This is a genomic window from Bradyrhizobium sp. CCGUVB1N3 (genome assembly GCF_024199925.1).
GTDB lineage: Bacteria > Pseudomonadota > Alphaproteobacteria > Rhizobiales > Xanthobacteraceae > Bradyrhizobium.
The window spans coordinates 2,618,094-2,630,782 of record NZ_JANADR010000001.1 but is presented as its reverse complement, the minus strand read 5'-3'; the positions used below and the strand labels follow the sequence as shown (position 1 = coordinate 2,630,782).

Annotated in this window: 10 protein-coding genes; 5 read left to right on the top strand and 5 right to left on the bottom strand. The window is 64.1% G+C overall.

From position 1 onward, the window contains the following. The first annotated feature begins 32 nt into the window (after nt 1–32). Together shc and NLM33_RS12465 are read left to right on the top strand one after the other, a co-directional pair. Nucleotides 33–1,991 (top strand): squalene--hopene cyclase, encoded by a 1,959-nt coding sequence (shc, locus tag NLM33_RS12470; protein WP_254096335.1) that lies wholly within the window; start codon nt 33–35, stop codon nt 1,989–1,991. Next, entirely contained in the window at nt 1,988–2,722 is a 735-nt protein-coding gene (locus tag NLM33_RS12465; RefSeq protein ID WP_254096334.1) for a phosphorylase, read from the top strand. Before shc ends, NLM33_RS12465 begins: the two co-directional genes overlap by 4 nt. Before the next feature lie 87 nt (nt 2,723–2,809). Here NLM33_RS12465 and hpnH read toward each other — a convergent pair whose 3' ends face one another. Both hpnH and ispH read right to left on the bottom strand, forming a co-directional pair. Next, nucleotides 2,810–3,958, bottom strand: a complete 1,149-nt coding sequence (hpnH, locus tag NLM33_RS12460) for an adenosyl-hopene transferase HpnH (protein WP_254096333.1) — start codon at nt 3,956–3,958, stop codon at nt 2,810–2,812. 35 nt (nt 3,959–3,993) lie between these two features. Next, nucleotides 3,994–4,920, bottom strand: coding sequence for a 4-hydroxy-3-methylbut-2-enyl diphosphate reductase (gene ispH, locus NLM33_RS12455; RefSeq protein ID WP_254096332.1), 927 nt, complete (start codon nt 4,918–4,920; stop codon nt 3,994–3,996). A gap of 431 nt (nt 4,921–5,351) precedes the next feature. Between ispH and NLM33_RS12450 the strand changes: the two genes are divergently transcribed. Next, complete coding sequence (locus tag NLM33_RS12450) at nt 5,352–7,940, top strand: MMPL family transporter (protein ID WP_254096331.1); 2,589 nt, start codon at nt 5,352–5,354, stop codon at nt 7,938–7,940. On the opposite strand, the gene NLM33_RS12445 is transcribed toward NLM33_RS12450, so the two are convergent. Next, nucleotides 7,908–8,522 carry a DUF2147 domain-containing protein gene (locus NLM33_RS12445; RefSeq protein WP_254096330.1) on the bottom strand — a complete coding sequence of 205 codons (615 nt, stop codon included), beginning with the start codon at nt 8,520–8,522 and terminating at the stop codon, nt 7,908–7,910. The genes NLM33_RS12450 and NLM33_RS12445 overlap by 33 nt on opposite strands. Before the next feature lie 124 nt (nt 8,523–8,646). Between NLM33_RS12445 and hpnO the strand changes: the two genes are divergently transcribed. Together hpnO and NLM33_RS12435 are read left to right on the top strand one after the other, a co-directional pair. After that, nucleotides 8,647–10,038 carry an aminobacteriohopanetriol synthase HpnO gene (gene hpnO, locus NLM33_RS12440; protein ID WP_254096328.1) on the top strand — a complete coding sequence of 464 codons (1,392 nt, stop codon included), beginning with the start codon at nt 8,647–8,649 and terminating at the stop codon, nt 10,036–10,038. Nucleotides 10,039–10,256: 218 nt separating this feature from the next. Continuing rightward, nucleotides 10,257–11,205, top strand: a protein-coding gene (locus tag NLM33_RS12435) for an IS630 family transposase (protein WP_254096327.1) whose coding sequence is annotated in 2 segments (ribosomal slippage) — nt 10,257–10,598 and nt 10,600–11,205 — 948 coding nt in all. Because the reading frame shifts where the segments join, the coding sequence is not laid out codon by codon here. A gap of 124 nt (nt 11,206–11,329) precedes the next feature. Here the strand turns inward: NLM33_RS12435 and NLM33_RS12430 are convergent. Beyond that, nucleotides 11,330–12,091, bottom strand: a complete 762-nt coding sequence (locus NLM33_RS12430; RefSeq protein ID WP_254096326.1) for an anti-sigma factor — start codon at nt 12,089–12,091, stop codon at nt 11,330–11,332. Continuing rightward, complete coding sequence (locus NLM33_RS12425) at nt 12,088–12,639, bottom strand: sigma-70 family RNA polymerase sigma factor (RefSeq protein ID WP_254105776.1); 552 nt, start codon at nt 12,637–12,639, stop codon at nt 12,088–12,090. The genes NLM33_RS12430 and NLM33_RS12425 overlap by 4 nt, the downstream gene beginning before the upstream one ends. Nucleotides 12,640–12,689 lie beyond the last annotated feature (50 nt).

Sequence of the window (12,689 nt, the reverse complement as noted above, 5' to 3'; positions counted from 1 at the left end):
ATTCCAGACAACTATCGGAGATATCGAGCGAGATGCATTCCGTGAACAAGAGCGCGACCGACCGCGAAGTCTTGGAATCGAGCATTGCGTCGGCCACGCAAGGCGTGCTCGGCTTTCAGCAATCCGACGGCCATTGGGTGTTCGAGCTCGAGGCCGACTGCACCATTCCGGCCGAATATGTCCTGTTGCGGCACCATCTCGCCGAGCCGGTCGATGCCGCGATCGAGGCCAAGATCGGCAACTATCTGCGCCGCGTGCAAGGCGCCCATGGCGGCTGGCCGCTGGTGCATGACGGCGAGTTCGACATGAGCGCGAGCGTGAAGGCTTACTTTGCGCTCAAGATGATCGGTGATTCCATCGACGCGCCGCACATGGTGCGGGCGCGCGAGGCGATCCGTTCGCGCGGCGGCGCGATCAACAGCAACGTCTTCACCCGCTTCACGCTCGCGATGTTCGGCGTCGTGAGCTGGCGCGCGGTGCCGGTGCTGCCGGTCGAGATCGTGCTGTTGCCGTTCTGGTCGCCGTTTCACCTCAACAAGATCTCCTACTGGGCGCGCACCACCATGGTGCCGCTGATGGTGCTCGCGGCGCTGAAGCCGCGCGCGCGGAATCCAAAAGGCGTCGGCATCGACGAGCTGTTCCTCCAGGATCCGCGGTCGATCGGCATGACCGCCAAGGCGCCGCACCAGAGCATGGCCTGGTTCGTGCTGTTCCGTTCGCTCGATGCGATCCTGCGTGTCGTCGAGCCGATGTTTCCCAAGAGCCTGCGCAAGCGCGCGATCGACGCGGCGCTCGCCTTCACCGAGGAGCGGCTGAACGGCGAGGACGGCATGGGCGCGATCTATCCGCCGATGGCCAACATCGTCATGATGTATGACGCGCTCGGCAAGGACGAGAATTTCCCGCCGCGCGCGATCACGCGCCGGGGCATCGACAAGCTGCTCGTGATCAGGGACGACGAAGCCTATTGTCAGCCCTGCGTCTCGCCGATCTGGGATACGACGCTGGCTGCCCACGCGCTGCTCGAGGCCGGCGGCACGCAAGCCGTACCGGCTGCGAAGCAGGGCCTCGACTGGCTGATCCCGAAGCAGGAGCTCAATGTGAAGGGCGACTGGGCGGTGAAGCGGCCCGAGACGCGCCCCGGTGGCTGGGCCTTCCAGTACAACAATGCCCACTATCCCGATCTCGACGACACCGCCGTCGTGGTGATGTCGATGGACCGCATGCGGCGCGAACACGGCACGGCCGGCTATGACGCCGCCATCGACCGCGGCCGGGAGTGGATCGAGGGCATGCAGAGCGACGACGGCGGCTGGGCTGCCTTCGACGTGAACAACCTTGAATATTATTTGAACAACATCCCGTTCTCCGACCATGGCGCGCTGCTCGATCCGCCGACCGAGGACGTCACCGCGCGCTGCATCTCGATGCTGGCCCAGCTCGGCGAGACCGAGAAGACCAGCAAGCACCTGGCCGACGGGGTCGCCTATCTCCGGCGGACCCAGCACCCGGAGGGTTCCTGGTACGGCCGCTGGGGCATGAATTTCATCTATGGAACCTGGTCGGTGCTGTGCGCGCTGAATGCGGCCGGCGTCGGCCACGCCGACCCGATGATGCGCAAGGCCGCCGACTGGCTGGTCTCGATCCAGAACAAGGACGGCGGTTGGGGTGAGGACGCCGTCAGCTACCGGCTCGACTACAAGGGCTGGGAGGCCGCCCCGTCAACGGCTTCGCAAACGGCATGGGCCTTGCTTGCTCTGATGGCGGCCGGTGAGGTCGATCATCCGGCCGTTGTCCGCGGGGTGGAGTACCTGATTGCAACACAGAACGAAAAAGGACTGTGGGACGAGCAGCGGTATACCGCCACAGGCTTCCCCCGCGTGTTCTATCTACGGTATCATGGTTACCCGAAGTTCTTCCCGCTGTGGGCGCTGGCGCGGTATCGGAACTTGCGGAACACCAACAGCAGGGTGGTAGGGGTCGGAATGTGACTTTGGGGACGGGGGACGGGGGCTCCGCGGGTAATGCAATAGACCTGCGGCCGATACTTATTGTGACCGGTCTGGTTCAGGAGGCCCGCATCGCGGCAGGGCCCGGGATGGCCGTTATTTGCTCTTCCAGCAGCCCGACGCAGTTGCGGGCGCTTCTGACGGTGGTGGATCCCGAGAGCATCCGGGGCGTGATCTCCTTCGGCGTCGCCGGCGGGCTCGATCCCACGCTTCGCTCGGGCGACGTCGTGGTCGCGACCGAGGTGCTGGCGGGCGACGCCCGCTGGGCCGCCGGCCTGTCGCTCAGCGAAGACCTCATTGACCGGCTCACCTCCGGCCGCCGCCGCGTCGTACGTGGCAGCCTCGCCGGTGCCGAGGAAGTGGTCACGGGCCGCTCCTGCAAGGCGGCGCTCCACTCCGAGACCGGCGCGGCCGCCGTCGACATGGAGAGCCATATCGCGGCTGCCTATGCCGCCGAGGCTGGCCTGCCGTTCGCTGCACTCCGGGTCATCAGCGATCCCGCCCACCGCGCGTTGCCGGCGCTCGCCCGCGCCGCGATCAAGCCCAATGGCCAGATCGACGTAGCCGCTGTGCTGCGCGGCCTGGTGCGCAATCCGGGCACGCTGCGCGCCCTGGTCTCCACCGGCATCGACTTCAACCGCGCACTGCGCTCCCTGCGCGTCAGCCGCGACTTCCTGATCGGCAACGAGGGACCTGTCCCCGAGACGATCTGAGCGGTTTCGGAGCGAACAGACCAGAGAAACGAAAAGGCCCGATCGCAACGCGATCGGGCCTTTTTGCTGTCGTCGATGTCCAGCCGCTCAGGCGGCGGTCGAGGCCTTCTGCTCGGCAGCGACTGCCTCGTCGCGGCGGATCTCGGAGAGCTTCTTCTGGACCTGCTCCGAGAAGATGTACTGCGCCGGGCGCTGCTTGGACATGTCGATCTCGGGCGCCATCGGACCCGAAGTCTTGACGCCGCGCATCGCGACCCAGGCCGCCTTGATCGGGTTCGTCAGTGCAGCCGTCGCCGCCGTCGGCTCGTAGCCGCAATGCGCCATGCAGTCGGCACACTTCTCATACTTGCCGGTGCCGTAGGTCTCCCAGTCGGTGGTGTCCATCAGCTCCTTGAAGGTCTTGGCATAGCCTTCGCCGAGCAGATAGCAGGGCTTCTGCCAGCCGAAGATGTTGCGCGCGGGCATGCCCCAGGGCGTGCATTCGTATTCCTGGTTGCCGGCGAGGAAGTCCAGGAACAGGCCGGAATGCATGAAGTTCCACTTCTTGCCCTTGCCCATCGCGAAGACGTCGCGGAACAGCTTCTTGGTCTTGGTGCGGTTGAGGAAGTGCTCCTGGTCCGGCGCGCGCTCATAGGCGTAGCCCGGCGACATCGAAACGCCGACGCCGAGCTCGGTGGTGAAGTCCAGGAACTTCGCGATCTCTTCGGCCGGGTGGCCGTCGAAGATGGTGGCGTTGACGTTGACGGTGAAGCCGCGCGCCTTCGCCGCCTTGATCGCGGACACGGCGCGGTCGAACACGCCCTTCTGCGACACCGCCTTGTCGTGGTGATCCTTCAACCCGTCGAGATGCACCGAGAAGAACAGGTACGGGGAGGGCTCGAACAGGTCGAGCTTCTTCTCGAGCAGAAGCGCGTTGGTGCAGAGCGAGACGAACTTCTTGCGCGCCACGAGGCCGCGCACGATCTCGCCGATCTCCTTGTGGATCAACGGCTCGCCGCCGGGGATTGCCACCATCGGCGCGCCGCATTCGTCGGCGGCGTCCCAGCACTCCTGCGCCGTCATGCGGCGGTTGAGGATCGCGTCCGGATAGTCGATCTTGCCGCAGCCGACGCAGGCGAGGTTGCAGCGAAACAGCGGCTCCAGCATCAGCACGAGCGGATAGCGTTTGCGGCCAAGCATTTTCTGCTTGAGCAAGTAGCCGCCGATACGCATTTCCTTGAAGAAGGGTATTGCCATCACACGTTTCTTTCTGGGCTTGGAATTCAGGTAGGTCAGCTTGCGGCGAGTTCCGCCGGAAGCCGGAATTCGATGTTTTCCTCGCGCCCGGGGAGCACCGAGACCGAGACCGGTCCGATCCGTCGCAGGGCTTCGATCACGTCATCCACGAGAACCTCAGGTGCCGAGGCGCCGGCTGTGATGCCGACGGTCTTGGCCTCATTCAACCATTCCGGATTGAGCTCGCGGCCATCGGCGACCAGATAACTCGCCACGCCGGCCTCAGTGCCGATTTCGCGGAGCCGGTTCGAGTTGGAACTGTTGGCGGCGCCCACCACCAAGATCACGTCGACCAGCTTACTCAAGTCCCTTACCGCAGATTGGCGGTTCTGTGTCGCATAGCAGATATCCCGGATGTCAGGGCCTTGAATATCTGTAAATCGGGCCTGGAGGGCCGCAATAATATCCCTGGTGTCGTCCACCGACAGCGTGGTCTGGGTGATGTAGGCCACTGGCCTATCGGCCGGCAGCGTCAGGGCCTTAACCTCCTCGACGCTCTGGACCAGCAGCACGGGGCCCGGAACCTGGCCCATGGTTCCCTCGACCTCAGGATGGCCGGCATGGCCGATCAGGATCAGGGTACGGCCCTTGGAGATGTAGCGCTTCCCCTGATTGTGAACTTTCGTGACCAAGGGACAGGTCGCATTCAGCACGGGAAGGTCGCGGGCGGCAGCCTCTTCCTCGACGCTGCGCGCCACGCCATGGGCGCTGAAAACAGTCATCGCCTTCGGTGGAACCTCGGACAGCTCCTCGACGAAGATTGCGCCTTTCTTCTTCAGGCTTTCGACGACGTATTTGTTGTGCACGATCTCATGGCGCACATAGACGGGCGGGCCGTACTTCTCCAGCGCCCGCTCCACGATTTCGATGGCACGCACCACGCCGGCACAAAAGCCGCGCGGCTGCGCTAGATAAACTTCCATAGGACGCCCATCACGCAAGTTGCACCAAATCCGTTCAGTTGTCCCCGGCGGCACCCCGATACGTGGCAATAGTGCAATATCCGCACCATTGGGTCCGCGCCGGCGGTAGCAGCCCACCCGTCCGTTGGGCCCCAAGCGCATGGAGGCACAGGGTCTTGTGTCAAAAAAACGGCCGCGAGGAAAGGCGGGATCGCATCTTTGGTTCCGTTAACGGTATTATGATGCAGCAAGATTAAGGCAAGAGTCTCGCCTCTTCGTCACTTTACCGCCTCAACTGGCCGTCTATACCCGCCCGCGCGGCCGTGACTTACGTCAATTCCTCGAACCTCGCGACGGGTCAAACCGCCCAAAACAGCAATAGGTTTCGCCGGGGAACTCCGATAAACAGCGGGCGTTTCCGGCAAGCTGTTTTAAAGCCAGAAAGAATAGATGTGCTGCAAAGTATAGTCGTTGCGATCGTCCGAACCTGTACCCGATTTGCCCCCCTCGTCGTTGTCGCCGGGCTCCTGCTGGCTGTCGGCGCGGGCTACTACGCGGCGCGCCATTTCTCCATCAACACCGATATCAACTCGCTGATCGCGCAAAATCTCGACTGGCGGCAGCGCGACCAGGCTTTCGACCGCGCCTTCGACCGTGACGCCACCATTCTGGCCGTCGTCGAGGCGGCGACGCCCGAGATGACGACGGCTGCGGCCGACGCCCTCTACGCCAAGCTGAGGGACGACAAGACCAATTTCGTGTCGATGCAGCAGCTCGGCACCGGCGAATTCTTCGAGAAGAACGGGCTGCTGTTCTTGCCGACCGAAGAGGTCGGCAAGATCACCGGCCAGTTCGAATCCGCAGCCCCCCTGATCGAGATCATGGCGGGCGATCCCTCGATCCGCGGCCTGACCGGCGCGTTGGAGACGGGGCTTGCCGGCGTCAAGCGGGGCCAGGTGAAGCTCGACAACACCGAGCGTCCCTTCAACCTGATCGCGCAGACGGTCGAGACCGTCCTGGGCAAGGGCAATGCTATCTTCTCCTGGCGCGAGCTCGTCAGCGACAAGCCGCTGACCGACTCGGACAAGCGCGCCTTCATCGAGTTCAAGCCGGTCGTCGACTACAACGCGCTCGAGCCCGGCAAGGGCGCGACCGACGCGATCCGGAAAGCCGCAGCCGATCTGGATTTCCCGACCAAATACCAGGCGCGGGTGCGCCTGACCGGTCCGGTCCCCATCGCCAACGAGGAATATGCCACGGTGCAGGAAGGCGCCGTCGTCAACGGTATCGGCACCGTCCTGGTGGTGTTGCTGATTCTGTGGCTCGCGCTGCATTCGGCGAAGATCATCTTCGCCGTGTTCATCAACCTGTTCGTCGGGCTTGCGCTCACGACGGCCGCAGGCCTGATGATGGTCGGCTCGCTCAACCTGCTGTCGATTGCCTTCGCCGTGCTGTTCGTCGGTCTCGGCGTCGATTTCGGCATCCAGTACAGCGTCCGCTATCGCTCGGAGCGCTACAAGGTCGATGATCTCAGTTCTGCGCTCGTGCTGGGCGCCAAGCGCTCGGCGATCCCGCTGTCGCTGGCCGCGATGGCGACCGCCGCCGGCTTCCTCTGCTTCATGCCGACCGACTACAAAGGTATCTCCGAGCTCGGCCAGATCGCCGGCGTCGGCATGCTGGTGGCGTTCCTCTCCTCGATCACCGTGCTGCCTGCGCTCTTGAAGCTGCTCAACCCGCCCGGTGAGAAGGAGCCGGTCGGCTACGCCTTCCTGGCGCCGCTCGATCACTTCCTGGAGAAACACCGCGTGGTGATCGTGGGCGGCACGCTGTTGCTCGCCGTCGGCGGCTTGCCGCTGCTCTATTACATGAAGTTCGACTTCAACCCGATGAACCTGCGCAACCCCAGAGCGGAGTCGATCGCGACCTTCCTCGACCTGCGCAAGGATCCGAACACCGGCGCCAACGCCATCAACGTGCTGACCAATTCGGAAGAGCAGGCGAGGCAGATCGAGGCGAGGCTCGAGAAGCTGCCGGAGGTGCTGCGCGTGATGTCCCTCGACAGCTTCGTGCCATCGGACCAGGCACCGAAGCTGAAGCTGATCGCGCAGGGCGCCAAGGTGATCAAACCCGCGCTCAACCCGGACCAGGTCGACGCCGCGCCCTCGGACCAGGAAAACGTCGACGCGCTGAAATCCTCGGTCGAGGCCTTGCGCAGGACCGCAGGCAACGACCAGGGACCCGGCGCGACCGCCTCGCGGCGGCTTGCGGATGGGCTCGAGAAGCTCGCCAATGCGGACGAGGCGACCCGCAACAAGGCACAGGACGTCTTCATTACGCCGATGAAGATCGTGTTCGATCAGCTCAGGAACGCGATGCAGGCCGAGCCGGTCACGCTGAAATCGCTGCCGTCTGATCTGGTCAATGCCTGGAAGAGCAAGGACGGCGTGATCCGCGTCGAGGCGCTGCCGCGCGGCGATCCCAACGACAACGACACCTTGCGCAAGTTCGCCGCGGCCGTGCTCGCGGCAGAGCCGGCCGCGATCGGCGGCCCGGTGTCGATCCTGAAATCGGGCGATACCGTCGTGCGCGCCTTCATCATGGCCGGCATCTATGCGCTGGTCGTCATCAGCCTGCTGTTGTGGGTCACCTTGCGGCGATTCACCGACGTGCTGATGACGCTGGTGCCGCTCCTGGTTGCCGGCGCGGTGACGCTCGAGATCTGCGTGTTGATCGGGTTGCCGCTCAACTTCGCCAATATCGTCGCCTTCCCGTTGCTGCTCGGCGTCGGCGTCGCCTTCAAGATCTACTATGTCGTGGCCTGGCGCTCCGGCAGGACAAATCTGCTGCAGACCAGCCTGACGCGGGCGATCTTTTTCAGCGCGCTGACGACCGCCACCGCGTTCGGCAGCCTGTGGCTGTCGAGCCATCCCGGCACGTCCAGCATGGGCAAGCTGCTCGCGCTGTCGCTGGTGACGACGCTCGCCGCCGTGCTGCTGTTTCAGCCGGCCCTAATGGGCAAACCCCGCAATCTCAGGGAGTAGGCAGATGTCGCCGACGGGATCGGCGGCGCCCTTCTGACCGGGTTTTGCGCTCGCGCCGGTGCTCTTGGGAGCGGCGGGCGCTGCGGTCGCGGCCGCCTTGGGCGCCGCGCCGGTGGTCTTCGGCGCGCCCTTGGCCATACTGTTGGCGGGGCTCGATGGGATCGGCGGCCCGACCCGGGTCCATGTCTCGCCGCCGCAGAGGAAGCCAAGCACGCAGCCCTTGATTTCGAGCTCGTCGGCGCCGGCGGGTGTGATGGTCGACGCGTAGAGCTGGCCATCCTTGGCGTTGTAGACTTGGCCCTCCCACTGGTCGGCACCGGCCTTCTTCTTCATGTCGATCAGGATCGCCATGCCCAGGGTCGGCCTGCTCTTTTTTGAGACATCCGGGTTGTTCTCGTCGCGGCCGCCGGGGGTCTTCTCCCAGGATACCGCGCCCCACATGCTGCCATTGCATTGAGCGACGCGGATGTTCGCGACGCCGTCGGCGACCCGCCAGTCGCCGGTCGGATCGGCCGCGAAGGCCGGGTTCAAACAGCTGAAACCGCTAACCAGTATTATTCCGGAGTAAAGGGTCAAACGCATGATAGTTCCTTGGCAGTGCAACATGATCTAAAGCTGTGCTTGCGAAGATGGTCCGAAAAAGGGCAAAAGGCCGCAACGACCGTTTTCTGTTGACGACACAGCCATCAACCGAAGTATGTAGCGGATGCACACTCCAAATCCAGACATGGCTCAGCTCTTTGCTGACCGCGAGGCGCAACGCAGCTCCCTGCATACGCGTCACCTGAACGAGCAGTTCGTTCGGGTGCTCAAGACCATCGGTTACGATGTCGGCTTCCAGAAGGGGCAGGGGCAGTACCTCTACGACCGCGATGGCGCGCGCTATCTCGACCTGCTGTCCGGCTTTGGTGTGTTCGCGATCGGCCGCAACCATCCGGTGATGCGCGAGGCGCTGAAGAGCGTGCTCGACGCCGATCTGCCCAATCTCGTTCAGTTCGACGTCTCGACGCTCGCCGGCGTGCTCGCCGAGCGGCTGCTCAAATACGTGCCCTATCTCGACAAGGCGTTCTTTGCCAATTCGGGCGCGGAGAGTGTCGAAGCGGCGATCAAGTTCGCGCGCGGTGCCACCGGGCGCCCAGGCATCGTCTATTGCGCCCACGCCTATCACGGTCTGACCTATGGCGCGCTGTCGCTGACGGGGGACTCGAATTTCCGCAGCGGCTTCGAGCCGCTGCTGCCCGGCTGCACCTCGATCCCGTTCAACGATCTGGCAGCGCTGGAAAAGGCGCTGTCCTCGCGCGAGGTCGCAGGCTTCATCGTCGAGCCGATCCAGGGCAAGGGCGTCAACATGCCCACCGACGAGTTCCTGCCGGGTGCGGCTGCGCTCTGCAAGAAATACGGCACGCTGTTCATCGCCGATGAGATTCAGACCGGCATGGGGCGCACCGGCCGCTTCCTCGCGGTCGAGCACTGGAACGTCGAGCCCGACATGGTGCTGCTGTCGAAGTCGCTCTCGGGCGGCCACGTGCCGGTCGGCGCGGTGCTGACGCGGAAAAGCATCTTCGACAAGATCTTCAACCAGATGGACCGTGCGGTGGTGCACGGCTCGACCTTCTCCAAGAACGACCTCGCCATGGCCGCCGGCATCGCCACGCTCGACGTCATGGAGTCCGAGAAACTGATCGAGGCTGCCGCCAAGCGCGGCGCCGAGCTCCGCCTCGCGCTGACGCGCATGGTGCCCGGCTACGAGCTGATGAAGGAAGTGCGCGGCAAGGGCCTCATGATCGGCGTCGAGTTCGGCCCGCCGAAATCGCTGCGGCTCCGCGCCTCCTGGAACGTGCTGGAGACGGCGAACAAGGGCCTGTTCTGCCAGCTCATCACCGTGCCGCTGTTCAAGGACCACAAGATCCTGACGCAAGTCGCCGGCCACGGCAGCCACACCATCAAGCTGCTGCCGCCGCTCACCATCACCGAAGAAGACTGCAGCTGGATCGAGAAGGCGTTCGACGACGTCATCGCCGGCAGCCACAAGGTCCCCGGTGCGATCTGGTCGCTCGGCAAGACGCTGGTGGATAATGCGGTGCGACGGTCGGCGTAGGCAGGCTTACTTTGCCGCGTATAGCGACCGGGATTGCGACCACCTATCGGTTCCACGATGTCGTCCTGGCGAAAGCCAGGACCCATACCGCGTGATCTCTCATAGAACTTCGGGGCTAGAGCATTCGGCGGCTGAGTTGAATCGATTGTGATGGCCGGGGGGATTCCCGAACTGCCGCGAATATGAGTCGCTGGGCTCCACCAGATTTGGGGGCTCAGATGAAGGGAAAAGCCTATTCGAACGATCTTCGCAGCCGGCTTGTGGCGGAAGTGGCGGCTGGGACGTCGCGACGGGAAGCGGCACGGATGTATCGGGTGAGCGCCTCGTCAGCGGTGCGCTGGACTGAGCGGAACGATGCGACCGGCAGTGTCAGCCCGACGCCGCGCGGTGGCAGAAGCCGGTCTCCGTTGGAGCCGCATCGAGCCTGGTTGCTGGAACTCAACGCCAAGGAACCGGATCTGACCTTGGTAGAATTGGCGCAGCGCATACAGCAGGCGCTGGGGCTGCAGACGACGGAGGGCTCGATCCGTCGCTTCTTCAAGCGCCATGGCATCAGCTTCAAAAAAAAGCCTGCACGCCGCCGAACAGGATCGGCCCGACGTTGCTCAGGCGCGTGAGCAATGGCGGGTCCGCCAAACAGGCCTTGATCCCAAGAAGCTGGTCTTTGTCGACGAGACTGGGACCAATACCAAGATGGTCCGTGGCTATGGACGCTGTCCCAGAGGCCAGCGGCTGATCGGCCAGCAGCCTTGGGGACATTGGAAGACAACCACCTTTACCGCTGGCTTGCGCTGCGACGGCATCAGCGCTCCCTGGGTCTTGGATGGCCCCATGAATCGCGACGCCTTCCTCACCTATGTTGAGGCAGTGCTCGCTCCCACCCTCGCGGCGGAAGACATGGTGGTGATCGACAACCTGCCAGCTCACAAAGGCGAAGAGGTGAAGAAAATCATCCAGGCCAGGGGCGCAACGCTGGTCTTCCTGCCGCCTTACTCACCCGACCTCAACCCCATCGAGATGCTCTTCGCCAAGCTCAAGGCTCTCCTGCGCAAGGCCGCCGCGCGAACCCGCGACGCACTCTGGGACAAGATCGGCGAGGTACTTGATGCCTTCTCAGCACAGGAATGTGCAAACTACTTTCGACACGCAGGCTATGCGTCAACTTAAGTGACGAATGCTCTAGTACCAATCACAGAACTGCATTCTGTGGTAATGGGTCCTGGCTTTCGCCAGGACGACCCTGGAGAGGATTTGCGCGCCAGCAACCACGTTGTTGTGCTTCGACGGAACGTTACCCCTCCACATTCGCCTTCATCGCCGTCTCGAACTTGTCGACGAATTCGGCGAGCTCGTCGGCGCCGATGTCGCTGACGGCCCAGAAGTTCAGGCCGCGATCGCCCCAGCGGCGGCAGTTGAAGCCCTGCATGGTCTGGGTCTTCGGCGGACGGTGCTCTGCGCTTGCGGTCTGCGACACGAACAGGTTGATGATGTGCTGCCGGCGCCGGTAGACCACCGCGCCGATTGCGCGGGCATCGATATAGTCGAGCCGGCCGCCGACCAGCGTGAAGCCTTGTGTAGTGAGGTCGATCACGGGCGGAGCGACGTCGAGCTTGCCGTTGAACCACGGTTTGACCGTATGCTGGTCGGTGGAGACGACATCGGTCAAATGACCGGCCTGCAGTGAGCGCAGATGCGCTGAGACGACCTCGGACAGGATGCGCTGCTGGTCGTCCTGGCGCAGCACGATGGCGACGAGGCCGGTGGCGGCGAGCGCCGAGACCGCCGAGCCCATCGCAAAGCCGCGCAGCACCGCGCGACGGCTCTGCTGGCGCGGCTGCGGCAGTGAGGCCTCGATGCGGGCGCGCAAGGTGCTGGGTGCGGTATAACGCAGGCTCGCATCGGCGAGCACGCGCTTCATCTCGCGCTGCGCGGCGAGCTCGGCCGCGCAAGCCGGGCAGGTCGCGATGTGCGCCTCGACCTCGCTGGTATGGCCGGCGTCCAGCTCGCCGTCGATCAGTGCGTGAAGCAGAAGCCTTGCCTCGTCGCAGGTCATTTCGGTTGCTCCTCTTCCGCCATCCAGGCTGCGCGCAGCATGGCGCGCGCCCGGGCAAGGCGGGACATCACGGTGCCGATCGGCGCGCCGACCGCTTCGGCGATTTCGCGATAGGACAGGTTGTTGATCTCCCGCAGCACAAAGGTTTCCTTGAATGGCTCGGCCAGAGCCTCGATGAGCTTTCTGATCGCCGTCGCATCGCGCGTGCGCAGCATGTCAGCTTCGGGATTTGCTTCGGTCTCGCGCCAGATCGGCGGCTGCTCGGCCGCCTCGGGAATATCCTCGATCGCCGCGGGGGAATGGGCCCGACGTGCATATTCGGCGTTGCAGACGTTGCGCAGGATAGCGAACAGCCACGGCTTCATCGCCGGGCCGCGATAGCTGTCGAAATGCTTCAAGGCGCGCAGGTAGCACTCCTGCACGGCGTCCTCCGCATCCGAGGCGTCACGCAGCAGATAGCGCGCGAGCGTATAGACGTCGTCCAGATACGGCAGCGCCGCTTCGCGGAAGCGCCGCGCCTTGTCGGGATCATCGCTGATGGAGGGCATCGCCGCTCGCTTTGCCTTGTCGCCGGTGCCGGCTTTCGACGCGCGCGCCC

What these genes read in the sequence shown, in the direction of transcription:
- shc (WP_254096335.1), top strand. Translation starts at nt 33, where the DNA reads ATGCATTCCGTGAACAAGAGCGCGACCGACCGCGAAGTCTTGGAATCG.
- hpnH (WP_254096333.1), bottom strand. Translation starts at nt 3,958, where the DNA reads ATGGCAATACCCTTCTTCAAGGAAATGCGTATCGGCGGCTACTTGCTC.
- ispH (WP_254096332.1), bottom strand. Translation starts at nt 4,920, where the DNA reads ATGGAAGTTTATCTAGCGCAGCCGCGCGGCTTTTGTGCCGGCGTGGTG.
- NLM33_RS12445 (WP_254096330.1), bottom strand. Translation starts at nt 8,522, where the DNA reads ATGCGTTTGACCCTTTACTCCGGAATAATACTGGTTAGCGGTTTCAGC.
- hpnO (WP_254096328.1), top strand. Translation starts at nt 8,647, where the DNA reads ATGCACACTCCAAATCCAGACATGGCTCAGCTCTTTGCTGACCGCGAG.
- NLM33_RS12430 (WP_254096326.1), bottom strand. Translation starts at nt 12,091, where the DNA reads ATGACCTGCGACGAGGCAAGGCTTCTGCTTCACGCACTGATCGACGGC.
- NLM33_RS12425 (WP_254105776.1), bottom strand. Translation starts at nt 12,639, where the DNA reads ATGCCCTCCATCAGCGATGATCCCGACAAGGCGCGGCGCTTCCGCGAA.